Source organism: Comamonas sp. B-9 (assembly GCF_000410635.1).
Taxonomy (GTDB): Bacteria; Pseudomonadota; Gammaproteobacteria; order Burkholderiales; family Burkholderiaceae_C; genus Comamonas.
In genome coordinates this window covers 18,297-39,651 of the sequence record NZ_APCR01000309.1, presented here as the reverse complement: position 1 = coordinate 39,651, position 21,355 = coordinate 18,297, and the positions used below count along the sequence as shown (strand labels likewise).

Here is a 21,355-nt window from a genome sequence, read left to right as displayed (position 1 = left end):
CCGCGCGCCTGGCAGCACTGCGCAGCCAGGGCATCAAGCTGCGCGATGCCCGCAGCTTTGGCCTGCCCGGCTATGTGCGCCTGGGCGTGATGGCGCCTGTGGCGCAGGCGGCGCTGGCGCGGGCCTGGCTGTCGCTGGCAGATGCATAGCGAGGACATGCGGCAACCGCTACCATTTGGCATGGACTTACAAACTTTGCAACTGCGCACCGTCTTGGTGGAGCGCTATGTGACGCCGCTGCGCGAGGGCGGCTCGATGCCGGCCGTCGTCGAGGCGGACGATCTGGGCCTGTATGTGCTCAAGTTCCGGGGGGCTGGCCAGGGCGTGCGCGCGCTGATGGGCGAGCTCATCTGTGGCGGCATCGCCCGCGCGCTGGGCCTGCCGCTGCCCGAGCTGGTGCTGGCCCTGCTGCACGCCAAGCTCGCGCAGACCGAGCCCGACCCCGAGATCCAGGACCTGATCCGGGCCAGTGATGGCCTCAATGTCGGCCTGGACTACCTGCCCGGCTCGGTCAATTTTGACCCGGCCGTCGATGCGGTGAGCGACGACTTCGCCTCGCGCCTGGTCTGGTTCGATGCGCTGGTCAGCAATGTGGACCGCACGGCCCGCAACACCAATATGCTGATGTGGCAGCGCAAGCCCTGGCTGATTGACCATGGCGCGACCCTGACCTTCCACCATGCCTGGGATGGCACGGTGGCCGACCCGGCCAAGCCCTTTGCCCCCATTGCCGACCATGTGCTGCTGGCCCAGGCCAGCCAGCTGGCCGAGGTGGACGAGGCCCTGGCCGCACAGCTGACCGAGCCGGTGTTGAGCGCGATTCTGGCCACGGTGCCCGATTGCTTTTTGGCCAAGGCGGCCGAGGACCGCAACAGCCCGCTGCTGGCCGATCCGCAGGCGCACCGCGCCGCCTATGTGAATTATTTTCTGGCCCGCCTGCAAGCGCGTGGCCGCTGGTTGCAAGGAGCCATCGATGCACGCGCATGATGTGTATGACTACGCTATCGTGCGCGTGGTGCCCCGGGTCGAGCGTGAGGAGTTCATCAACGCCGGCGTGATTGTGTCCTGCCAGCGCAGCGGCTATCTGCAGGCCGCGATCGCGCTCGATGAGGGGCGGCTGCTGGCGCTGGATCCCGAAGTCGATCTGCAAGCCGTCTACCGCCACCTGGGCAGCATTGTCGCGATCTGCGCTGGCGTGCCCGAGGCGGGGCCCATCGGCCAGCTGCCGTACCGCGCGCGTTTCCACTGGCTGACGGCCAAGCGCAGCAGCATGATCCAGACCTCGCCGGTGCACACGGGCCTGTGCACCGATGCGGGCTCGGCGCTCGAGCGCATCATGGCGCGCATGGTGCTGCCGCTGGGCAGCGTGCAGCGATGAGCGCGCGCTGCATCATGGTGCTGGGCACCAGCAGTGGTGCCGGCAAAAGCTGGGTGGCCACGGCGCTGTGCGCCTGGTACCGGGCCCAGGGCTACAAGGTGGCGCCCTTCAAGGCGCAGAACATGAGCAACAACGCCCGTGTGGTGGCCACGCCGGATGGCCAGTGGGGCGAGATCGGCACCGCCCAGTACCTGCAGGCGCTCGCCGCAGGCGCCGTGCCCGATGTGCGCATGAACCCGTTGTTGCTGAAGCCCGAGGCCGATACGCGCAGCCAGGTGGTGCTGTTTGGCCAGGTGGACGAGGCGCTGTCCAAAATGCCCTGGCGCGGCCGCAGCCTCCAGGTTTGGCCGCAGATCGCGCAGGCGCTCGATGCGCTGCGCGCCGAGAACGACGTGGTGGTGATCGAGGGGGCAGGGTCGCCCGCCGAGATCAACCTGCACAGCAGCGATGTGGTCAATATGCGCGTGGCGCGCCACTGCGATGCCCACTGCCTGCTGGTGGCCGATATCGACCGGGGCGGGGCCTTTGCCCACCTCTACGGCACCTGGGCGCTGCTGCCGCCCGAGGAGCAAGGCCTGATCAAAGGCTTTGTGCTCAACAAGTTCCGGGGTGACGCAGCCTTGCTGGCGCCGGCGCCGCAGATGCTGCAAGACAAGACTGGCGTGCCGACGGTGGCCTGCATTCCGATGCAGTTCCAGCACGGCCTGCCCGAGGAAGACGGCGTGTTTGATGACCGGGGCAGCGGTGGTGCCGGGCAGCCGGTGCACACCTGCATCGCCATCGTCGCCTACCCGCGCATCAGCAACTTGGACGAGTTCCAGCCGCTGCTGCAGCTGCCTGGCGTGCGCGTGGTCTGGGCCCGCACACCCGCGCAGCTGAGCGATGCGGACTGGGTGATTCTGCCGGGCAGCAAGGCCACGGCTGCTGATCTTGCCTGGATGCGCCAGCAGGGGCTGGATGCGGCCGTCGTCCGCCATGCCCAGGCCGGTAAACGGGTGCTGGGTATTTGCGGCGGCCTGCAGATGCTGGGCGAGGCGCTGGTCGATCTGCATGGGGTGGACGGCAATGCCGCCGGCTTAGGGCTGCTGCCCTTGGTGACCTTGTTTGCACAGCAAAAGAATGTGCAACCCACGCGCCTGGAGCTGCCCGCTGTGCAGGCGCCCTGGCAGGGCCTGAGCGGCCTGGTGGTGACGGGTTATGAAATCCACCATGGCCAGACCCAGCTGCGCCCTGACATGCAGGCCGGTGCCGCCCAGCCCGCGCAAGAGCTGCTGCCGGGCCTGCTGTGGCAGGGCGGGGCGCCGCAGGTGCTGGGCACCTATGTGCATGGCCTGTTCGAGAATGCCGCTGTCATCCATGCGCTGTTTGGCCACGACGCGCCCAGCCTGGACCAGGTGTTTGCGCGCATGGCCCAAGGGGTGGGCGAGTGGTTTGGGGACCGCCTGCCCTGAAGCCCTGAGTAGGCGGGGCCTTTGCCTGTAGGCCAAATATTGCAAGCACTGGCGGATTGGGCCGATAGGGGCGCGCTTGCAGCGCAGGCATGCTGTTTGTGTTGCTTCCCATCACCGATAAGGATGATCGCTATGAAAAACATGTTCCGCCAGTCTTTGCAAATGGCCGCGATGGCCCTCGCGCTGGGTACCGCCGGCTATGCCAGCGCCCAATCGGCACCGCCCCCTCCACCACCGCCTGCCAAGCACATGAAGCCCATGCCGCATGGCCCGCACGGTGCCCACCACAAGCGTGGTGAAATGCGTGGCGATGCCCGTGCCAATGCCGATGTGGCCGAAGGCAGCTCCAACGCCCGTGAAGCAGCTGCTGCGCGCCAGGCCGCTCGCCAGGGCCAGCTGACCGATCCGGGTTCGAGCTTCCGTGAAAACGCCACCGCACGCTGCGCCGTCTTCAAGACCGACGAAGACCGCCGTGCCTGCGTAGGCCGCGTGGCCCAGGGCCAGGACAGCGGCTCGGTGCAAGGCGGCGGTATCTTGCGCGAGTACACCTATACGGTGCCTGCCAAGTAATCCAACAGACCCAGGCCACCCGGCCAAGGCCGGTGCCATCCGCGATACACGCTCTGCCCAGCTTTTGCTGCGCAGAGCGTTTTTACCTGGATTGCGCGCTGGGTGCTGCAAACCTGTGCGGGCAGCGCGATACTGGCGGCTTGGCGTATCGCCGTGCCCCGTTCTCTAGCTTGACCATGTCCGAATCTTCGTTTTCTCCGCTCGTTCCCCATATCGCATCCATCGAGGACGCTGCCTTTCGCCAGCAAGTGCAGCAGCTGCTGGACAACAAGACCAAGCCGCTGGGCTCGCTGGGCCTGCTCGAAGCGCTGGCTTTGCGCATCGCCTGCATCCTGGGCAGCACCCAGCCGCGCTTGGCCGATCCCCAGATGGTGGTGTTTGCGGCCGACCATGGCCTGGTGGCGCAGGGTGTGTCGGCCTACCCGGCCGATGTGACCTGGCAGATGGTGGGCAATTTTCTGGCCGGCGGGGCGGCGGTGAGTGTGCTGTCACGCCAGCATGGCGTGGCGCTGAATGTGGTCGATTGCGGCGTGGCCCGCGATTTTGCACCCCAGACCGATGCGCTGCCCGCAGGCGCGCCCCGCCTGTGGCTGCGCAAGGTGGCTCCCAGCACGCAAGACAGCAGCCTGGGCCCGGCGATGGACATGGCGCAGTGCGAAGCGGCCATTGCCAATGGCCGCGCTTTGCTACAGGCCTTGCCCGGCAATGCCTTGCTGCTGGGCGAGATGGGCATTGGCAATACCTCCAGCGCATCGCTGCTGTTGGCGCGGCTGTGCAACCTGGACGTGGAAACCGTCACTGGCGCAGGTACCGGGTTGAGCGGCGAGGGCGTGGCGCGTAAGGCCGCCGTGCTGCGCCGGGTGCTGGCGCGCCATGCCGATGTGCAAGAGCCGCTGGCCGTGCTGGCCGCGATGGGCGGGCTGGAAGTGGCGACCATGGTGGGGGCAGTGCTGCAGGCCGCGCTGGAGCGCCGCGTGATCGTGGTCGATGGCTTTATCACCAGCGCGGCGGTGCTGGTGGCCTCGCGCCTGCAGCCGGCGGTGCTGGAGCGCTGCGTCTATGCCCATCGCTCGGGCGAGCCCGGCCATAGCCACTTGCTGGCGGCCTTGCAGGCACAGCCTTTGCTCGACTGGCAACTGCGCCTGGGCGAAGGTTCCGGTGCAGCGCTGGCCTGGCCGCTGCTGGAGTCGGCCTGCGCAATGCTGCGCGACATGGCCAGCTTTGCATCGGCGGGGGGCAGCACCCAGAGCAACGCCTGATGCCTGCCGCTGCGATCAGCGCAGCGCGCCTTGCGGTGGCGGCGTCTTGGGCGAGAAATCGCAGTAGCCGCTGACCAGGCATTCCCAGCAGCGCGGCTTGCGCGCCTGGCAGACATAGCGGCCCAGCAGGATAAGCCAGTGGTGCGAATCGACGGCGTAGTCATCGGGTACGCGCTGCATCAGCTGCTTTTCCACTTCCAGCGGGTTCTTGCCGGGCGCCAGACCGGTGCGGTTGCTGACGCGGAAGATATGGGTGTCCACCGCCATGGTGGGCTGGCCAAAGGCCACATTGAGCACCACATTGGCGGTCTTGCGGCCCACGCCGGGCAGGGCTTCGAGCGCCTCGCGCGTATCGGGCACCTGGCCGCCATGGCGTTCCACCAGAATGCGGCAGGTCTCCATCAGGTGCTTGGCCTTGCTGCGGTACAGGCCGATGGTCTTGATATAGCCCTCTAGGCCTTCCAACCCCAGCGCCAGCATGGCCTGGGGCGTGTTGGCAACCGGAAAGAGCTTGCGGGTGGCCTTGTTGACCCCCACATCGGTCGCCTGGGCCGACAGCAGCACGGCGGCGAGCAGCTCGAACACGGAGGTGTATTCCAGCTCGGTCTGGGGCGAAGGATTGGCCGCCTTCAAGGTGGCGAAGAAGGGTTGGATATCAGCGGTTTTCATCGTGTTGTTGTGCAGGCTCGGCTGCCATTATCTGGCAAGGCCTGAGCCTGGGTCCCTGCATCAGGGCAGCAGCGGCGCCTGCGGCACGCCCTGGCGGATGGCGGCCGAGAAATCCTCACCCGGGCGCACGGCCTTGGCGCGGGCGTTGATGTGCGCGGCCTCATGGATGGCCTCAAAGTCATGCGGCCGGGCGAGGGCGCCCAGGCTGTCCACATACTGGGGCAGGTAGCCGCTGGCCAGCAGGCGCCAGTCCATCGGCAGGCCCGGCACAATGCGCCGCACCATCTCGAACACGATGGTGGTGCAGTTGGCAAACAGCGTGTGGTAGAACTGCGGCGTCTCGACCAGCGCATTGGCCTTGTCCACATAGGCGATGAACAGCGAGCGCATCGCAGCGCGCGGCATGGCCACGCTGTAGAGGTAGACCTCTTCCCCGCGCATATTGCTGCGTACGCGCAGGATGTCGCGCTCATCGGCGGCGACCAGGCTTTGCTCGAACTGCTTGAAGAAGCCACCTACGGCCGAGAACTGCTCGCCGCGCTCCTTGCGGATCTCCACCGAGAAGGTCAGGTAGCGACGCGGGCCCTTGCCGTCGTCAAAGCCAAAGGACACCAGGGTGTGGGCAATGGCCGGGCCCATCCAGTACGAGGTGCTCATGTCCACCGAGACCAGCTGGCGCAGGTCGTAGTTGCGGTCTTCCCAGCGCGCGGTCGCCTTGCTCGCGGTCTGCCAGTCAAAATTGCGCACATTGTGCAGTTGCACCAGGTCGCCCTGGACCGTGCCTGACAGCTGCTGGGCCACATCGGGCGCCCATTTGCGTGTGTTGGACGGCTGGATGCTGGCCCACCAGGCCAGGATGGCTGCCAACAGCAGCCCATAGATCAGCAGGCCCCGGGGCGCACGCTGCTGCCACAGCAGGTAGATGCAATACAGGCCCACCCCCACCCAGACCCCCAGCAGCAGCCCCCGGGCCGAGCCCGACTTGACCGACTCCGCCAGCTGAAACCACAGCGCCCCGCAGGCCCAGACCACGCCCGCAAGCATGAGCAGCGAGGCCAGCAATTTGACCAAAACAATGAAGAAAGCGGCGATGCGCATGGTGACAAAATCCTTTGGACCGCAAGCATAGTCGATAGGAGGGGCCAATGGCGGGCTCAGGGATGCCAGAGCGACGCAAGGGGCCGGTAAAAAGTAGCAAAATGCCAGGGCGGCCGGTCGCTCGACCTGGCTGCGCTTTTTTGATTTGAGAGAACACTCCATGACACTGCGCTTTGCCTCCCGCCTCGACAATGTCGAGACGTCCGCCATCCGTGAACTGTTCAAGCTGCTGGGCAAGCCCGGCATCATCAGTTTTGCCGGGGGCTTTCCGGATGCAGCCATGTTCGATGTGGAAGGGGTGCGCGAGGCCGCCAATGCGGCGCTGACCGAGGAGCCGGGCGCTGCGCTGCAGTACGGCGCGACGGAGGGCTACCAGCCGTTTCGCGAGCAGATCGTGGGCCTGATGGCGGCCAAGGGCGTGCAGTCGCTGACGCCAGAGCAGCTGATCGTCACCACCGGCAGCCAGCAGGCGCTGGACCTGCTGGGCAAGACGATGATCTCGCCCGGCGACAAGGTGATCGTCGAGGGCCCGACCTTTTTGGCGACGATCCAGTGCTTCCGCCTCTATGGCGCCGAAGTCATCAGCGCCCCCACCGATGAGAACGGCGTTATCCCCGAAGCGCTGGAGCAGCTGATTGCCGAGCACCAGCCCAAGCTGGTCTACCTGATCCCCACCTTTGGCAACCCCAGCGGCGCGCTGCTGAGCCTGGAGCGCCGCCGCCAGATTCTGGAGATGGCCGTGCGCCACCAGACCCTGGTGGTCGAGGACGATCCCTATGGCGACCTGTACTTTGATGCGCCACCGCCGCCCAGCATGCTGGCGCTGTCGGACAGCGTGCCCGGCAGCCGCGACTACCTGGCCCACTGCGGCAGCATGAGCAAGGTGCTCAGCCCCGGCCTGCGCCTGGGCTGGCTGATTGCCCCGGCCGAGCTGCTGGGCAAGTGCGTCATGTGCAAGCAGTTCAGCGATGCGCACACCAGCACCTTCAGCCAGGCCACTGCGGCTCAGTACCTGAAGGCCGGCCGCATGCCCGCCACCCTGGACCGCGTGCGCACCACCTACGCGGCGCGCAGCAAGGCCATGGGCGAGGGCCTGCGCAGCCAGCTGGGCGATGCGGTGCGCTTTGTGCAGCCGCTGGGCGGCATGTTCATCTGGGTGCAGCTGACGGGCGCCCGTGGCCAGGAGAAGGACGGCAATGCGCTGGCCAAGCGTGCCATCGAGCAGGGCGTGGCCTTTGTGCCCGGCACGCCGTTCTTTGCGCAGAACCCCGATACCTCGACCCTGCGCCTGTCCTTTGCCACCGCTGATATTGCCCGCATCGAAGAGGGCATTGCCCGTCTGGCCAAGGCGCTGTAAGCGTTTTTGACATCCCCCACGCCGGCATGTGCGCTGTCACATGCCGGCGTTATTCTTTGCCTCGCCCGCCCCCTTTTTAGCCAGGAGCCGCCATGTCCACCCTCGAACCCCTGCAGCAGCGCCTTGAAGCCTTGGAGATCAAGGCGGCCTATGCCGATCACCTGCTCGAAGAGCTCAACCTGACGATCTACAAGCAACAGCAGCAGATCGACCGCCTGCTGCACCTGGTCAAGGACCTGCAGCAGCGCATGCCCGAGACTGGATCTGTTGCGCCAGGTGCACGCGACGAGCTGCCGCCGCACTACTGAGCACACAATTTGCTGCAAATCAGCCCAGAAACGGGGCAGAAAAGGTATTAGGGTTTGCACCTATTTGGTGCGAGAATGTTGGCTTGAATTTTGCAGTGTTCATCGCAGGCGCGGCAGCCCGCACAAGGCGTGTGCTGCCGCGCAGTTTGTCCACCCTCTCTGCCCTAACACCATGTCCATCGACGTCAGCAACATCACCCACAGCATCCAGCTGGCTGTGGCTCCCGTTTTCTTTCTCACCGGGGTGGCGGGGATGATCGGCGCCGTCGCCGGCCGGCTGGCGCGCATCATCGACCGGGGCCGTGTGCTGGAAGACCGCATGATGGCGTCCAAGGACGAGGACTATGTGCAGCGCTCCTTGCTGGAGCTGAACTTTCTGCGCCGGCGCGGGCGCCTGGCCAACCTCTGCATTGGTTTGCTGACCTTGTGCGGCGCCTTGATTGCGCTGACCATCATCCTGCTTTTCGTCGGCCAGACCACCAAGACCGAGATCGACGCCAACAGCTGGTCGCTGGCCGCCATGTTCAGCTTTGGCCTGGGCGTGGTCAGCTTTGTCTCGGCGCTGTGCTGCTTCATGGTCGAGACCATGATGGCCACGCAGCTGCTGAACTTCCACCCGCTGCGCCAGCCGGCCACGATTCCCTGCATGGCCGCGTCCACGGCGGCTGGTGCGGCGGCCAGTGCGGCCCCGCGCAAAGCGGCCACCGAGCCCAGCCGCCAGGATGCCTTCATGCCCCAGGTCTGAGGCTGTGTCCCAGGTTCAGGGCTGGGCCTGCGGATAGCGCGCCTGGCATAGCGCCAGCCAGGCGCTGGCCGCCTTGGACAGATCCCGAGGCCGCCAGGTGAGGCCAAAGTCATGGCTCAGCGCGGGCTCGACCACGGGCAGGCAGCGCACCTGGGCCGGGTCAAAGCGGCTGGCCACATGGTCGAACATGATGGCAATGCCCGCATCGGCGGCGACCAGGTCGCCAATCAAATCCCAGTAGCGGCTTTGCAGCGCAATCTGCGGCGAAAAGCCGGCCTGCGCACAGCAGCCCTGCACGCCCTCATACAGCGCAAAGTCGCTCTCGTACATCACAAAGGGCAGTGCCGCCAGGTCGCTCCAACGCACCTGGCTCAAGCCCTGGGGCGCGCGCGCATGGGCAAAAACGGCCACGGTATGGTGGGTCTGAATGCGCAGGCTGGCCAAGGGGCTGCCTGCACGCAGCAGGCCCATGGCCAGGTCAATCTCGCCATCCGTCACCGCTTGCTCCAGCGCCCGCGCGCCGCGCTCATGCAGCTGCAGCTGCACGCCCGGGTAGCGCTGGCGGTACTGCGCAAAGATGGGCGCCATGTAGTGGCCCGTGGTGGGGGACACGCCCACGCTGAGCGTGCCGCGCGCAATGCCATCGACCTCGGCCACTTCCTGGCGCAGGCGGCTGGCGTCCTGCAGCAGCGCCTGGCCCCGCTCAAACACCACGCGCCCGGCATCGGTCAGCCGCACATGGCGGCCTTCGCGCAGCAGCAAGGGCCCGCCCAGCTCGTCTTCGAGGCTCTTGACCATCTTGCTGATGGTCGGCTGGGTGACATACAGCGCCTCTGCCGCACGGGTGAAGCTGTTGCGCTGGACCACCTCGACAAAATAACGCAGCGCGCGCAGATCCATGGTGGATTCCTATTTGGAATTGAATTTATAAGAATAAGTCATTTTACGAATAGATCCGCCATTTTTACAATCCGTTTGTGCAGTGCAGCATGGTGAGGCAAGGGGCCGCACCGCGGCCACTGCCAGCTGGCCTCTGGGCCAGACCGAGGATTCCATGACAAGCGACAAGAGGGCGGCGGGCGAGGGCAGACCCGCGCGCATGCAGCTGCCCAAGCCTGCCCGCCAGGCGGCGCGCACCGCCTGGCAAGTGGCACTGCTGTGCGCCATCTGGCTGGCAGCCGAGGCTCTGCGCAGCCATATGGGCTGGCGCATACCGGCCGGCCTGATCGGCTTTGCCGCCTTGGCGCTGGGGCTGTTCAGCCGGGCCGTGCCCGGCCGCTGGCTGGCGCAGGGCACGCACTGGCTGCTGTCGGACATGCTGCTGTTCTTCATTCCCGCGATGCTGGTGGTCGTCAACTATGGCGAACTGGTGCGCAGCCAGGGCCTGCGCATTGTGCTGGTGATTGTGCTGAGCACGGCCTGCGTGATGGTGGCCACCGCGTTGGCGGTCGATGCGGTCTACCGGCTGGGGCTGCGCCTGGCCCAGCGCAAGCGCAGCCAGCAGCGCGGCGCCAAGGCAGCAGCGGAGGTGGCGTGATGACTGCGGCGCCTGTCCCCCCTACCTCGTGGTTGCCGCTGTGGCCGCTGAGCCATGGCAGCGCAGCGCTGCTGTCGCTGCTGCTGACCCTGCTGTGCTATTACCTCAACAAGCGGCTGTACCGGCGCTATCCGCATACGGTGCTGATGCCCATCATCGGCACGCCTGTGGTGCTGGTCGCCGCACTGCTGCTGCTGGGTATTGGCTACGAGGACTACCGCACCCATACCCACTGGCTGGTGTGGCTGCTGGGGCCGACGACGGTTGCCTTTGCGCTGCCGCTGTATGACTACCGCCAGATGGTGCGCAAGCACTGGATGTCCATCGTTGCCGGCGTGCTGGTGGCCAGCACGGTGTCCATCCTGACGTCGGTCTGGCTGGCGCGCTGGCTGGGCCTGTCGCCCTTGCTACAAAAAGGGCTAGCGATGCGTTCGGTGACCACGCCCTTTGCGGTGGAGGCCGAGCGTGCCATCGGTGGCCCGCTGGACCTGGCGGCCTTGTTTGTGCTGCTCACCGGGGTGACCGGCATGCTGATCGGTGGCCTGGTACTGCGCCTGCTGCCCCGGCTGCGCAGCCGGGTGGCGGCGGGGGCCATGCTGGGCGGATCGGCCCATGGCTCGGGCGTGGCCAAGGCGCAGATGGCCGGCCCCCAGCAAGGCGTGGCCGCCTCGCTGGTGATGATGATTGCCGGCGCGCTCAATGTGCTGGCGGCACCCTGGATTGGCGCCTGGGTGTTTGGCTAGAGCGCAAACAGGTCCTTGCCGCCCGCCTGGGGTGTGATGGCCTTGAAGCGCCAGACCAGGATGAGGGCCAGCACCGCCAGCTGCAGCAGCATGCCCACCCAGGCGAGCCAGCCCAGCGCCGGCGCATGCTGGAAGTTGGACGACAGGCGCGGGTCAAAGGCGCCAAACAGTGGCTCCAACAGCGGCGCCAGCCCCAGCGACCAGAACATCGCCGGCAAGAGGGCGCTGAGCACAAAGACCACCAGCAAGGTCATGCCCAGCGGCGAGCGGCTGCTTTTGCGCAGCGAGAACACCAGGTAGATGCCGCAGTCGCGCAGCACATGCAGCAGCACCATGAAGGCCAGCGGGCCCAGCTGGGCGCGGTTGGACAGCGGGTCGGCATTCCACAACAGGTAGGCCGGCAGCAGCACCGCAAAGGCCATGCACCAGCTGATCGGCCACAGCGGCATGTTCTGCCAAAAGCGCCGCCACTGGCCGTGCTGCGCGCTATAGATCAGGGCGCGCCAGCGCTGCGCCACCTGGCTCTCCAGCGCAGCGGCGTAGTAGGTCACCAGCGCCAGCAGCAGCATGCCGGTGAGCGCCCGGCCGGTGCCGCTGGGCACCAGGCCCACGAGCAGCAGGCAGCCTGCCGCATTGCCCAGCGCCCAGGCCCAGGGCGTGGTGGGCACCGACAGCTGCATCGACATCGCCCGCCACAGCGCCAGCAGGCCCAGCAGCAGGCTGGCGGCGGCAAAAATCAGCAGCAGCGCGCCCGAGCCCAGGTGCAGGCCCCACCAGGCGCCGCCACCATCACCGCCCAGCAGACTATCGAGCCCCACCACCAGGCTGCTGACGAGTTGCAGCAGCAGGAACACCAGCACCACCAGCACCCAGACGTTGCGGCTGGGGGCCGGCTTGTTGGGGGCCATGCTGTAGAGGCGGCTGGCCATCATCGCGCAGTGCAGCGCGCAGGCGCCCACGATGGTGAGGACGAGCACCAGCACGGTCTCGGCCAGCTCGCCCAGCCAGAAGCCGCAGAGCAGGGCCGCTGCGCTGCACAGCAGCGCGCCATACCAGGCGTAGCTGGGGCCGCCCAGCAGCTTGCCCCAGGCCATGCGCCAGGGCCCCATGGCGCTCATGCGCTGCTGGTCCCAGGTGCGTTCGTTCAGCTCGTCATTGATGCTGGACAGTGCGGTGAAGGTGCCCACGCAGGCGGCCAGCAGGCCCACCAGCGTCATCGCGCCCTTGTGCAAATAAACCAGCGGCTGCTTGCCCTCGATGACAAACACGCAGATCGCCAGCATCAGCAAGATGGCAGGCATCAGCACCAGGCGCGCAGGGCTCAGCTCCAGGCTGAGCTGGCGGCGAAATTCCGGATTCATGGCCACTCCTTGGCAAACAGCGCTTGGGGATCAACGGGCGCCTCCAGGCTTTGCTGGTAGCGCTCCTGCAGGCTGGTGCGCGCCTCCTGGTAGCCCAGCACCTGCGCGCCATGGGCCACGAGCTGCTGCAGCAGCTGCACGCGGGCCGCGCTGTCCTGCGCGGGCATGCCAATCCACAAAATGTGGCTGGCGCTGCCCTCTCGACCCGCACGCATATCCACCAGGCGGTAGCCGGCCAGCGTCAGCTCGGGCTGGGCCAGCGGCGCTGCCAGCTCCAGCTGCATCACCAGCTCGGAGGGCAGGGCGCCGCTGCCGCCCGCACCGGCGACCGCATTCAAGGGCCCGTGGCTGGTGATGCGGCCTTCGCGGATTGACAGGATATGGCTGCAGTACTCGTCGAGCTCGCTCAGGATGTGGCTGGAGACGACCAGGGTCATGCCCTGGGCCTGCAGCTGGCGGAACAGGCTCGAGAGGCTGCTGCGCGCTTCCGGATCCAGCCCGCTGGCCGGCTCATCGAGCAGCAGCACCTGGGGCTCATGGATGATGGCCTGGCCAATGGCCACGCGCTGGCGCTGGCCGCGCGAGAGATTGCGCGTGGCATGGCCCAGCTTGGCCGTCAGCGCCAATTGCTCGGCCACCGCATGCACGCGCAAGGTGGCTGCCTTGCGGCTCAGGCCCTGGCTTTCGGCGGCGTACTGCAGGCACTGGGCCACGCTCAGGGTCTCGTAGAGCCCGAAGAAATCCGACAGATAGCCCATGCACTGGTGGGCGCGGCGGGGCGCTTGCTGCACATCGATGCCCGCCACCCGGGTGCTGCCGCTGAGCGGCGCTTCCAGCCCGGTAATGCAGCGCAGCAAGGTGGATTTGCCCGCGCCATTGGGCCCCACCAAGGCGGTGACGGTGCCCGCCTCGATCTGCAGGCTGACGCCATGCAGCGCGCGGTGGCCGGGGTAGTCGACGATGAGATCCTGCACCTCAATCATGCTGTGCTCTTTCTAATGAAAACCATGGAGTCCTCCCTCTGCGGCAGCGCCCAGGCTGGTGGTCTGGCGCTGCAGCTGCTCGCATCATAGGCGCACAGGCCTGCGCTGTGCTGACAATCCATGCCGCTCATGCGGCGGGCGTGAGCACGCGGCTGGCCGCGCGCATGACGCAGTCCGTCAACCGGGCCAGGCTGGTCTGCGCACTGCGCGGCAGCGCCCAGTACAGCGGCACATCCAGCGAGGTGCCGGGCACCAGCGGCACCAGGCTGCCGCGCGCGAGCTGCTCGGCAATCAGCACCGTGGGGTGCATGCCCCAGCCCATGCCGATCTCGCAGGCCCGCACATAGCCCTGGTTGGATGGCAGAAAATGCCGGGGCCCGCCGCCCCGGGAGGCCAGGCCCTGGGCTTGCAGCCACTGGTCCTGCAGCCGGTCCTTGCGGTCAAAGGTCATGATGGGCGCCTGGGCCAAGGTCTGGGTGCTCACCCCGTCTGCAAAGTAGCGCGCCATAAAGCCGGGGCTGGCCGCTGCCACATAGCGCATCGTGCCCAGCGGCCAGCTGTTGCAGCCGGGGATCTGACCACTGGTGCCGGTCACCGCGCCCAGCACGGCCCCCTCGCGCAGCGCCTGGGCGGTGTGGTCCTGGTCGTCGATCCGCAGGTCCAGCAGCTCGTTGCCGCTGGCGGTGAACTCGGCCATCGCATCCATGAACCAGGTCGAGAGCGAGTCGGCATTGACGGCCAGCTTGATCGTCGGCGCGACCGGCGCGTCGGGCAGCAGGTCGGGGTTGCTGCGGCGCAGGGCGTTTTCCAGCAAGGCCACCTGCTCCAGGTGCAGGCACAGGCGCAGGCCGGCCTCGGTGCCGGTGCAGGGGTTGCCGCGCTGCACCAGCACCTGGCCGCTGCGCTCTTCGAGCTGCTTGATGCGCTGCGACACCGCCGACGGGGTGACATGGAGTTTCTTGGCGGCGCGCTCGAAGCTGCCCTCGCGCACCACGGCCGCCAGCGCGGCCAGTCCCAGGTAATCCAGCATTTAGTTTTACTTCATTTGACTAAGATTGTTTAATTTTACTTATTTGTTGGTGCGCCGCACAATAGCCGCCATGTGGACAACAAGCATGACTTCTACCTGGCTGGCCGGTTTCACGGTCTGCCTTTCCTTGATCGTCTCGATCGGTGCGCAAAACCTGTATGTACTGCGCCAGGCCGTGAGTGGCGAGCATGTGCGCGCCTGCGTCGCCTGGTGCGTGTTCAGCGACGCGCTGCTGATCGGCATCGGCGTGGCCGGCATGGCCCAGGTTCTGGGGGATTCGCCCACCCTGGCCTACTACCTGACCTTGGGCGGTGCACTGTTTTTGCTGGCCTACGGCCTGATGGCGCTGTGGCGCGCCGCGATGCCCGCTGGCGCAACACCCGCTGCCGACGCGGACGGTTCGCCCGCCACGGCGGCCCGGCGCGGACTGTGGCGCGTGCTGGGCGCGCTGGTCGTCATCACCTTGTTCAACCCCCATGTCTATCTGGACACCGTGGTGCTGGTGGGCTCGATCGGTGCACGCCAGGACGGCAGCCTCAAATGGATCTTTGTGCTGGGTGCGGCCAGTGCCAGCCTGGCCTGGTTTGTGATGCTTGCCAGCGCCGGCCGGCGCCTGCAAACGCTGTTTGCCAAGCCCCAGGCCTGGCGCGTGATGGACGGCTTTACCGGTGTGATGATGCTGGCGCTGGCCTGGTGGGTGTACAGCGGGCTCGGCAGCATCGCAGCGGCCTGAGCCAGGCGATAGCTGGCGGCGCCCAAGGTCTTGCACAGGGCGCTGGGCCCAGCGCTTGCTCTACAATATTTGTAGCTGCGCGCTACGCATAACGAATAACCAAAGCCGAGCCATACCGCTGCAAGCCGTGCTGCCAAGCACTTGAATTTGCAGCGTTTCCCCTCATGTACCCAGGGTAGGCAAGCAGGCAACCGGCCTGTGGCCCCGGCCTTTTATTTGGAAATTTCGTAGTGAACCCCTCTTTTCGCACCTCTGCATCCGTTCTTGCTTTGACCATTGCCGGTCTGGTTCTGCCAGGCCTGGCCCACGCCAAGCGCATGGGTGGCGGTGTCAAGCGCCCCGCAGCCACGCAAAAGGCTGCCCCAGCACCGGCAGCCAAGCCTGCGACGCCAGCCGCCGCTGCACCTGCGGCCGCTCCAGCAGCTGCTGCTGCCCCTGCTGCAGCGGCCCCTGCCGCAGGCGGCTCCGGCATGATGGGCACCATGGGCGCAGCCGCCGTGGGCGCCGTCGCTGGCACGATGGCCGGCAGTGCGATGGCAGGCGCCATGGGCGGTGACAAGGGCAAGGAAGAAGCCGCAGCCAAGGAAGCCGAAGCCAAGAAGGCAGAAGCCGAAGCCGCTGCGCTGCAAAAGCAGGCCGATGACGCCAAGGCCAAGGCCGACGCAGCCCGCTCTGCCGTCAAGTAATACGCGTCTTAACAACCTGAACCTACCCGCAGCTGCTGGCAGCCTGCGGGTTTTTTCATTTTCGCGGCGGGTGCCCCACGGCCTGCCCGCTCGCCTGCAGGCTGGCGCGCAGAGGGCGCAGCAACTCGCCCAGGCCGTTGTGGTCGATCTCGTGCATCAGTGCCAGCAGCCGGCCCAGATCGCCTTTGGGAAAGCCTTCACGCGCAAACCAGTTGAGGTAATTGCCTGGCAGGTCCGCAATGGCGCGGCCCTGGTACTTGCCAAAAGGCATGGGGGTGCTGAGCAGGCGCAGCAGTTGCTCGGGGTCAAACGGGCTAGACATGGCCCGGAGCATAGCGCGGCCGGCGCCCGGCGGCTGTCCGGACTGTCGCTTTTGGCCATAAAGATCAATTTCTTTATAACCAAATCTCTTTATATTCTTTGATCGATATGCCAATCAAGGCTAGACTTGCACCATCTTGGTTCAGTCCCATCAAGAAAAAATCCATGTGTTGCCCGGGCTGGTCTTTCTCATCTGTTCAAAACACCATGTTCAAAAAAACGCTTTCCGTTCTTGCCATCGCGGCCCTGGCCGTGTCTGCCCACGCTGCCGATGTGGTGCTGAAAGTGGCGGCCTCGCCGGTGCCACATGCCGAAATCCTCAATTTCATCAAGCCCAAGCTCAAGGCCGAGGGTGTGGATCTGCAAGTGCGCGAGTTCAGCGACTACATCCAGCCCAATGCGGCGGTGGAAGACAAGCAGCTCGATGCCAACTTCTTCCAGCACCAGCCCTACCTGGACAGCTACAACAAGGACCGCAAGAGCTCGCTGGTGCAAGTGCCCAATGGCAAGGTGCATGTGGAGCCCTTTGGCGCCTACTCCAGCAAGATCAAGAACATCAAGGACCTGAAGGACGGAGCCACCGTGGCCATCCCCAATGACCCGTCCAACGGCGGCCGCGCCTTGCTGCTGCTGCAAAAGCACGGCCTGATTGAGCTCAAGGACGCCTCCAAGCTGACCTCCACCCCGCTGGACATCGCCAAGAACCCCAAGAAGCTCAAGTTCAAGGAACTCGAAGCGCCGCTGCTGCCGCGCGCGCTGGGTGATGTGGACCTGGCCCTGATCAACACCAACTACGCGATCGAAGCCAAGCTCAACCCGACCAAGGACGCGCTGTTCATCGAAGGCGCCGATTCGCCCTACACCAACATCATTGCTGCCCGTGCTGACCGCGCCAATGACGAGGCGATTGCCAAGCTGACCCGCGCGCTGCATGGCGACGATGTGAAGAAATTCATCCTGGAAAAGTACAAGGGCGCCGTCGTCCCCGCGTTCTGATAGGCAAGTGAGCTGCCCTGGCAGGGCATAGCAGCATCCCGCACATTTTGTTGACGGGTATTTACAAAAGGCACTCCAACCGAGTGCCTTTTGTTGTTTTGGACGCTGTACCATGCAGGGTCGGCCCGGATAGCGCACACTGCCACGGGCCACTCCAGAATTCGCGACCTCCCCCCATCCATGTCCAAACTCATCGTGCACGGCGGCACCCCTTTGCAGGGCCGCATCATTCCCTCGTCCAACAAGAATGCCGTTTTGCCTGTGCTGTGCGCGACGTTGTTGACGGCCCAGCCCCTGGTGCTCCATGGCGTGCCGGACATCACCGATGTGCGCAAGATCCTGGACATCTTCGGCAAGCTCGGCTCCAGCGTGCAGATGGACTACGCCAGCGGCGTGCTCCAACTGCACCACCGCGACACGCATTTTGATGCCTGCAAGCACCACCTGCCCGAAGAGATGCGCTCGTCCATCATGCTGGTGCCGCCGCTGCTGGCCCGTTTTGGCGTGGCGCGGCTGGAGGACAACGTCAAGGGCTGCACCCTGGGCGTGCGTGAGATCGATCCGCACATCGAGGTGTTCCGCCGCTTTGGCGGCCGCGTGGAGCATGGCGAGGGCTCGCTCATCGTGCGCTGCGATGGCCCGCTGCAGGCCACCCAGCACTGGCTGGACTATGCCTCGGTCACCACCACCGAAAACTTTGTGCTGTGCGCAGCCACGGCCAAGGGCAGCTCGGTGCTGACCAATGCCGCCTGCGAGCCGCATGTGCAGGAGTTCTGCCGCTTTATGGTGATGCTGGGCGCCAGGATCGAGGGCATTGGCACCTCGCGCCTGACGGTGCATGGCGTCGAGCAGCTGGGCGGCGGCGAGTTCCATTTCGAGGAAGACTTCCACGAGATCACCACCTTCCTGGCGCTGGGCGCGATCACCGGCGGCGATGTGCAGGTGCGCAACCGCACACCCGACAACTTCCCGCTGATCGACCGCACCTTTGCCAAGTTTGGCGTGCAGATCGAGCACAAGGACGGCTGGTCGCGCGCCATCCGCAAGGGCCCGCTCAAGGTCGAGACGCCTTTTACCCGCAATGTGCTGACCAAGGTCGAGGCCGCGCCCTGGCCGTACTTCCCGGTCGATCTGCTGCCAATCTTCATCGCGCTGGGCGTGCGCGCCGAAGGCAATGCGATGTTCTGGAACAAGGTCTATGACGGCGCTTTGGGCTGGACCGGTGAGCTGTCCAAGTTCGGTGCCCATGTGTTCTCGTCCGACCCGCACCGCATCGTCACGCTGGGCGGCAATCCGCTCAGCCCTGCTGTCGTGGAGAGCCCCTACATCATCCGCGTGGCCATTGCCTTGTTCATGGTGGCCGCCAGCATCGAAGGGCGCTCCGAGATCCGCAATGCCGCGCCGATCAAGCGCGCGCACCCGCGCTTTGTCGAGAACCTGCAAAGCCTGGGCGCCAAGGTGGAGTGGGCGGGCGAGAACTAAGCGCTCTGCCACGCACCCATAAAAAAGCGCCTGCCGCATTGTCGGCAAGCGCTTTTTTCATGGGCGGGTGGGTGTGTGCTCAGGCGACGGCCTGGCCTTCGGTCTTGGGCGCTGCCGCCTGCTGCGGGGCAGAGGGCTTGGCCGTCAGCGCGCTGCCCATCGCCGCAAACATGATCAGCCCAATGGCCGACCACTGGGTCGCGGTCAACAGCTCGCCCAGCACCAGCATGCCGGCAATGGCGGCAATGGCCGGCTCGGTGGCGAGCATGGTGGAAAACGCGCCCGAGCTCAGGCGCTTGAGCGCAAACATCTCCAAGGTGTAGGGAATGGCGCTGGAGACAGCGGCCACTGCCAGGCCATAGAGCAGGATCGAGGGCTGCAGCAGCTTGGCGCCGGCCTCGGCAATACCAAAGGGCACCACCACGATGGCAGCAGTCAGCAGCGCCAGCGACACCACCATGCCGCCATGCATGTGGCCCGCGCGCTTGCCCAGCACGATGTAGCCGGCCCAGCAGGCCGAGGCCAGGATGGCATAGCACAGGCCCACCGGGTCGAGTGCAGCGGTCTGCACGCCAAACATCGGCAGCACCAGCAGTAAAAACAGGCCCAGTGCCGCGAGGCCCAGCCAGACCAGATCGAGCAGCCGGCGCGAGGTCCATACCGCCACTGACAGCGGGCCGACAAACTCGATGGCCACCGTCACGCCAAAGGGCAGGCGCTTGATGGCCATGTAGAACAGCAGGTTCATCAGGCCCAGCACCACGCCAAAGATCGCAATCTGCCCCAGGTGCGCCTTGGTAGGCCCAAAGCGCCAGGGGCGCCAGATGAGCAGCAGCAGCAATGCCGAAAAGCCCACGCGCAACGCGGTGGTGCCCTGGGCGCCGACAACGGGGAACAGGTGTTTGGCAAAGCTGGTGCCCAGGCACAGCGCGCTGACCGAGCCCAATACGGCCAAGGAGGGCAGCAGCCGCTGCCAGAGAGAATCTTGCATGGCCGAGATAATATTGCAGCTGGGCGAAGTAAATTGCTCGAAAAATCGGTGCCAAATGCAAGTTTCACTCTTGCTGCGCACTCCTCCTCCAGGCCCTTGCGATGAACGCTGAACTCGATCCCTTCGACCTGGCCATTTTGGCCATCCTGCAGCGCGACAACCTGCGCCCCCAGCGCGAGGTGGCCGAGCAGGTGAACCTGTCACCGGCGGCCGTGCAGCGGCGCATCCGCCGCCTGCAAGACAGCGGCGTGATTGCGGCCAATACCGCGCAGCTCAGCCCCGAGGCCGTGGGCCGGCCGCTGACGATCTTTATCGAGGTGCAGCTGGTCAATGAGCTCGATGCGCTGACCCAGGGCTTCCGCGCCCGGGTGGCGGCGGAGACGGCGGTGCAGCAGTGCTATGTCGTCACCGGCCAGACGGACTACCTGCTGGTGGTGACCGCGCGCGACATGCAGGAGTACCAGGCGATCACCCAGCGGCTGTTTGACGGCGACCAGAATATCCAGCGCTTCAACACCTCGATTGCGCTGGCCACGCTCAAGCGCAGCCTGCATCTGCCGCTGCCTGTGCGATAAGCGAGTGGTTCTGCAAAGGGGTGGGTGAGGAGGGCGCGTTAATGCGCCACTGCCTGCACCGGCAGGAACTGCAGCAAGCTGCCGCCGGCCAGCCCCTGCACATAGCCAATCACCGCGCGCCGGTATTTCTCGGACACGACATCGGCCATCAGGTCATTGCGGGCAATCATCTTGCCAAATTCGCGCTCAAAGCTCAGGTTGCGCTCGCTGGCATTGAGCTCATTGCTCAGCAGCATGGTCTGGCCATTGCCCAGCTTGCGGTGGGCGAGCATCCAGTTGGCAATCTCCAGGTTGCGCGAGGCGTTGTAGACCGCCTGGGCATCGAGCCCATGGATCAGGTAGAAGGTGGTGCGGCCGCCATAGGCGGTGATCAGCATGTCGGCCGTGGCCCAGGTGAAGGCGGCCACCCGGTCGCCGGCAAATTCGGGCGCCAATGCCATGCTCATGCCGGCAATGTCGCGTTGATCCAACAGTTCCGGCCAGGGTTGCTGGCTTTCGATGGCCTCGCGCACGGCCTTCATCGCCGCCTCGCGGTTGTCAAAACCGCCCTTGCGCCACTCCTGCGGGTTGCGGCGGTAGAGCTTGTCCATCAGCACATACAGGCTTTGCAGGTTGGCGCGCATGCTCAAGGTGGCCATGCGGTTCACATCGGACTGGCCCCACTCCTGGGCCTGCATATCGCGTTCGGGGACTTTGCCACGGGTGGCGGGGGTGCTGGAGCAGCCCCCTTGCAGCAATAACGCAGCCAGGCAGGCGGACATTCCAACAGATCGGGCGTAGCGATAGGGCATATCTAATCGTCAAGGTCTGCTATCGTTTTGATTATGGCAAGCCCGTTGGCGCCCGGATTGCGGGAAGACCAGCAGATTGCATCAGAATGTGGGAAAATGACAGTCGTTTTAGATTCCATCCACTGGTAAGAGCGAGAAAGGCAACATCGGTTATGACACCGCGAACTACAACCACTTGGGGTTTGACTGGCCAGTAAGGCCGGTGGTTCGCGCCTGTACGACGATTTCGTCTCCTCACACCAAAGCGCGGACAAGCTCCGCGCTTTTTGCTTTTCTGGCAGCGCGGCTTGG

Annotated in this window: 24 protein-coding genes and 1 pseudogene; 16 read left to right on the top strand and 9 right to left on the bottom strand. The window is 65.7% G+C overall.

The annotated features are described in order from the left end of the window. From H928_RS33005 to cobT, 6 genes and pseudogenes are all read left to right on the top strand, one after another. A pseudogene (locus H928_RS33005) lies at nucleotides 1-149 on the top strand (aminotransferase); the annotation flags it as partial. Nucleotides 150-201: 52 nt separating this feature from the next. Next, entirely contained in the window at nucleotides 202-987 is a 786-nt protein-coding gene (locus tag H928_RS0103035) for a HipA family kinase (protein WP_027010488.1), read from the top strand. After that, entirely contained in the window at nucleotides 974-1,378 is a 405-nt protein-coding gene (locus H928_RS0103030) for a DUF3037 domain-containing protein (protein ID WP_021025183.1), read from the top strand. Before H928_RS0103035 ends, H928_RS0103030 begins: the two co-directional genes overlap by 14 nt. Next, complete coding sequence (locus tag H928_RS0103025; RefSeq protein WP_021025182.1) at nucleotides 1,375-2,829, top strand: cobyric acid synthase; 1,455 nt, start codon at nucleotides 1,375-1,377, stop codon at nucleotides 2,827-2,829. The genes H928_RS0103030 and H928_RS0103025 overlap by 4 nt, the downstream gene beginning before the upstream one ends. 132 nt (nucleotides 2,830-2,961) lie before the next feature. Then, nucleotides 2,962-3,399 (top strand): hypothetical protein, encoded by a 438-nt coding sequence (locus tag H928_RS0103020; protein ID WP_021025181.1) that lies wholly within the window; start codon nucleotides 2,962-2,964, stop codon nucleotides 3,397-3,399. A gap of 176 nt (nucleotides 3,400-3,575) precedes the next feature. Beyond that, nucleotides 3,576-4,658, top strand: coding sequence for a nicotinate-nucleotide--dimethylbenzimidazole phosphoribosyltransferase (gene cobT / locus H928_RS0103015; RefSeq protein WP_021025180.1), 1,083 nt, complete (start codon nucleotides 3,576-3,578; stop codon nucleotides 4,656-4,658). Nucleotides 4,659-4,673: 15 nt separating this feature from the next. Here the strand turns inward: cobT and nth are convergent, their stop codons facing one another. After that, nucleotides 4,674-5,327, bottom strand: coding sequence for an endonuclease III (nth, locus tag H928_RS0103010; protein WP_021025179.1), 654 nt, complete (start codon nucleotides 5,325-5,327; stop codon nucleotides 4,674-4,676). A 60-nt stretch (nucleotides 5,328-5,387) separates the two neighbouring features. Beyond that, nucleotides 5,388-6,425, bottom strand: coding sequence for a DUF4105 domain-containing protein (locus H928_RS0103005; RefSeq protein ID WP_021025178.1), 1,038 nt, complete (start codon nucleotides 6,423-6,425; stop codon nucleotides 5,388-5,390). Nucleotides 6,426-6,585: 160 nt separating this feature from the next. On the opposite strand from H928_RS0103005, the gene H928_RS0103000 reads away from it, so the two are divergent. The 3 genes from H928_RS0103000 (at nucleotide 6,586) to H928_RS25865 (ending at nucleotide 8,835) form a co-directional block, all read left to right on the top strand. Continuing rightward, nucleotides 6,586-7,782, top strand: coding sequence for a PLP-dependent aminotransferase family protein (locus tag H928_RS0103000; protein WP_021025177.1), 1,197 nt, complete (start codon nucleotides 6,586-6,588; stop codon nucleotides 7,780-7,782). 92 nt (nucleotides 7,783-7,874) lie between these two features. Continuing rightward, nucleotides 7,875-8,090, top strand: coding sequence for a SlyX family protein (locus H928_RS0102995; RefSeq protein WP_021025176.1), 216 nt, complete (start codon nucleotides 7,875-7,877; stop codon nucleotides 8,088-8,090). Between the two features lie 172 nt (nucleotides 8,091-8,262). Beyond that, nucleotides 8,263-8,835 carry a DUF2721 domain-containing protein gene (locus tag H928_RS25865; RefSeq protein WP_021025175.1) on the top strand — a complete coding sequence of 191 codons (573 nt, stop codon included), beginning with the start codon at nucleotides 8,263-8,265 and terminating at the stop codon, nucleotides 8,833-8,835. 15 nt (nucleotides 8,836-8,850) lie between these two features. Here H928_RS25865 and H928_RS0102985 read toward each other — a convergent pair whose 3' ends face one another. Next, complete coding sequence (locus H928_RS0102985; protein WP_021025174.1) at nucleotides 8,851-9,735, bottom strand: LysR substrate-binding domain-containing protein; 885 nt, start codon at nucleotides 9,733-9,735, stop codon at nucleotides 8,851-8,853. Between the two features lie 154 nt (nucleotides 9,736-9,889). Here H928_RS0102985 and H928_RS0102980 point away from each other — a divergent pair, with 154 nt between their 5' ends. Next, the gene (locus H928_RS0102980; RefSeq protein ID WP_084635634.1) at nucleotides 9,890-10,372 is read left to right on the top strand and encodes a CidA/LrgA family protein; all 483 of its coding nucleotides are present in this window, start codon (nucleotides 9,890-9,892) and stop codon (nucleotides 10,370-10,372) included. Further along, nucleotides 10,372-11,115: an LrgB family protein gene (locus tag H928_RS0102975; RefSeq protein WP_084635632.1), complete on the top strand. Its 744-nt coding sequence runs from the start codon at nucleotides 10,372-10,374 to the stop codon at nucleotides 11,113-11,115. Before H928_RS0102980 ends, H928_RS0102975 begins: the two co-directional genes overlap by 1 nt. On the opposite strand, the gene H928_RS0102970 is transcribed toward H928_RS0102975, so the two are convergent. The 3 genes from H928_RS0102970 to H928_RS0102960 all read right to left on the bottom strand — a co-directional run bounded on the left by H928_RS0102970 (nucleotide 11,112) and on the right by H928_RS0102960 (nucleotide 14,489). Beyond that, nucleotides 11,112-12,476, bottom strand: coding sequence for a hypothetical protein (locus H928_RS0102970; protein WP_021025171.1), 1,365 nt, complete (start codon nucleotides 12,474-12,476; stop codon nucleotides 11,112-11,114). The genes H928_RS0102975 and H928_RS0102970 overlap by 4 nt on opposite strands. Next, nucleotides 12,473-13,459: an ABC transporter ATP-binding protein gene (locus H928_RS25860; RefSeq protein WP_021025170.1), complete on the bottom strand. Its 987-nt coding sequence runs from the start codon at nucleotides 13,457-13,459 to the stop codon at nucleotides 12,473-12,475. Before H928_RS25860 ends, H928_RS0102970 begins: the two co-directional genes overlap by 4 nt. A gap of 127 nt (nucleotides 13,460-13,586) precedes the next feature. Further along, nucleotides 13,587-14,489: an HTH-type transcriptional regulator ArgP gene (locus H928_RS0102960; protein WP_021025169.1), complete on the bottom strand. Its 903-nt coding sequence runs from the start codon at nucleotides 14,487-14,489 to the stop codon at nucleotides 13,587-13,589. A gap of 70 nt (nucleotides 14,490-14,559) precedes the next feature. On the opposite strand from H928_RS0102960, the gene H928_RS0102955 reads away from it, so the two are divergent. Then, the gene (locus tag H928_RS0102955) at nucleotides 14,560-15,222 is read left to right on the top strand and encodes a LysE family transporter (protein ID WP_021025168.1); all 663 of its coding nucleotides are present in this window, start codon (nucleotides 14,560-14,562) and stop codon (nucleotides 15,220-15,222) included. A 230-nt stretch (nucleotides 15,223-15,452) separates the two neighbouring features. Further along, nucleotides 15,453-15,908, top strand: a complete 456-nt coding sequence (locus H928_RS0102950; RefSeq protein ID WP_021025167.1) for a hypothetical protein — start codon at nucleotides 15,453-15,455, stop codon at nucleotides 15,906-15,908. 55 nt (nucleotides 15,909-15,963) lie between these two features. Here H928_RS0102950 and H928_RS0102945 read toward each other — a convergent pair whose 3' ends face one another. After that, the gene (locus H928_RS0102945; RefSeq protein ID WP_021025166.1) at nucleotides 15,964-16,230 is read right to left on the bottom strand and encodes a DUF3820 family protein; all 267 of its coding nucleotides are present in this window, start codon (nucleotides 16,228-16,230) and stop codon (nucleotides 15,964-15,966) included. A 206-nt stretch (nucleotides 16,231-16,436) separates the two neighbouring features. Here H928_RS0102945 and H928_RS0102940 point away from each other — a divergent pair, with 206 nt between their 5' ends. Both H928_RS0102940 and H928_RS0102935 read left to right on the top strand, forming a co-directional pair. Next, the gene (locus H928_RS0102940) at nucleotides 16,437-17,225 is read left to right on the top strand and encodes a MetQ/NlpA family ABC transporter substrate-binding protein (RefSeq protein WP_021025165.1); all 789 of its coding nucleotides are present in this window, start codon (nucleotides 16,437-16,439) and stop codon (nucleotides 17,223-17,225) included. 180 nt (nucleotides 17,226-17,405) lie between these two features. Further along, complete coding sequence (locus H928_RS0102935) at nucleotides 17,406-18,707, top strand: UDP-N-acetylglucosamine 1-carboxyvinyltransferase (RefSeq protein WP_021025164.1); 1,302 nt, start codon at nucleotides 17,406-17,408, stop codon at nucleotides 18,705-18,707. Between the two features lie 79 nt (nucleotides 18,708-18,786). Here H928_RS0102935 and H928_RS25855 read toward each other — a convergent pair whose 3' ends face one another. Next, on the bottom strand, nucleotides 18,787-19,698 hold the full coding sequence (locus H928_RS25855) for a DMT family transporter (RefSeq protein ID WP_021025163.1): 912 nt from the start codon (nucleotides 19,696-19,698) through the stop codon (nucleotides 18,787-18,789). Nucleotides 19,699-19,799: 101 nt separating this feature from the next. Here H928_RS25855 and H928_RS0102925 point away from each other — a divergent pair, with 101 nt between their 5' ends. Beyond that, nucleotides 19,800-20,273, top strand: a complete 474-nt coding sequence (locus tag H928_RS0102925; RefSeq protein WP_021025162.1) for an Lrp/AsnC family transcriptional regulator — start codon at nucleotides 19,800-19,802, stop codon at nucleotides 20,271-20,273. Nucleotides 20,274-20,311: 38 nt separating this feature from the next. Here H928_RS0102925 and H928_RS0102920 read toward each other — a convergent pair whose 3' ends face one another. Beyond that, nucleotides 20,312-21,034 (bottom strand): hypothetical protein, encoded by a 723-nt coding sequence (locus tag H928_RS0102920; protein ID WP_052329696.1) that lies wholly within the window; start codon nucleotides 21,032-21,034, stop codon nucleotides 20,312-20,314. Nucleotides 21,035-21,355 lie beyond the last annotated feature (321 nt).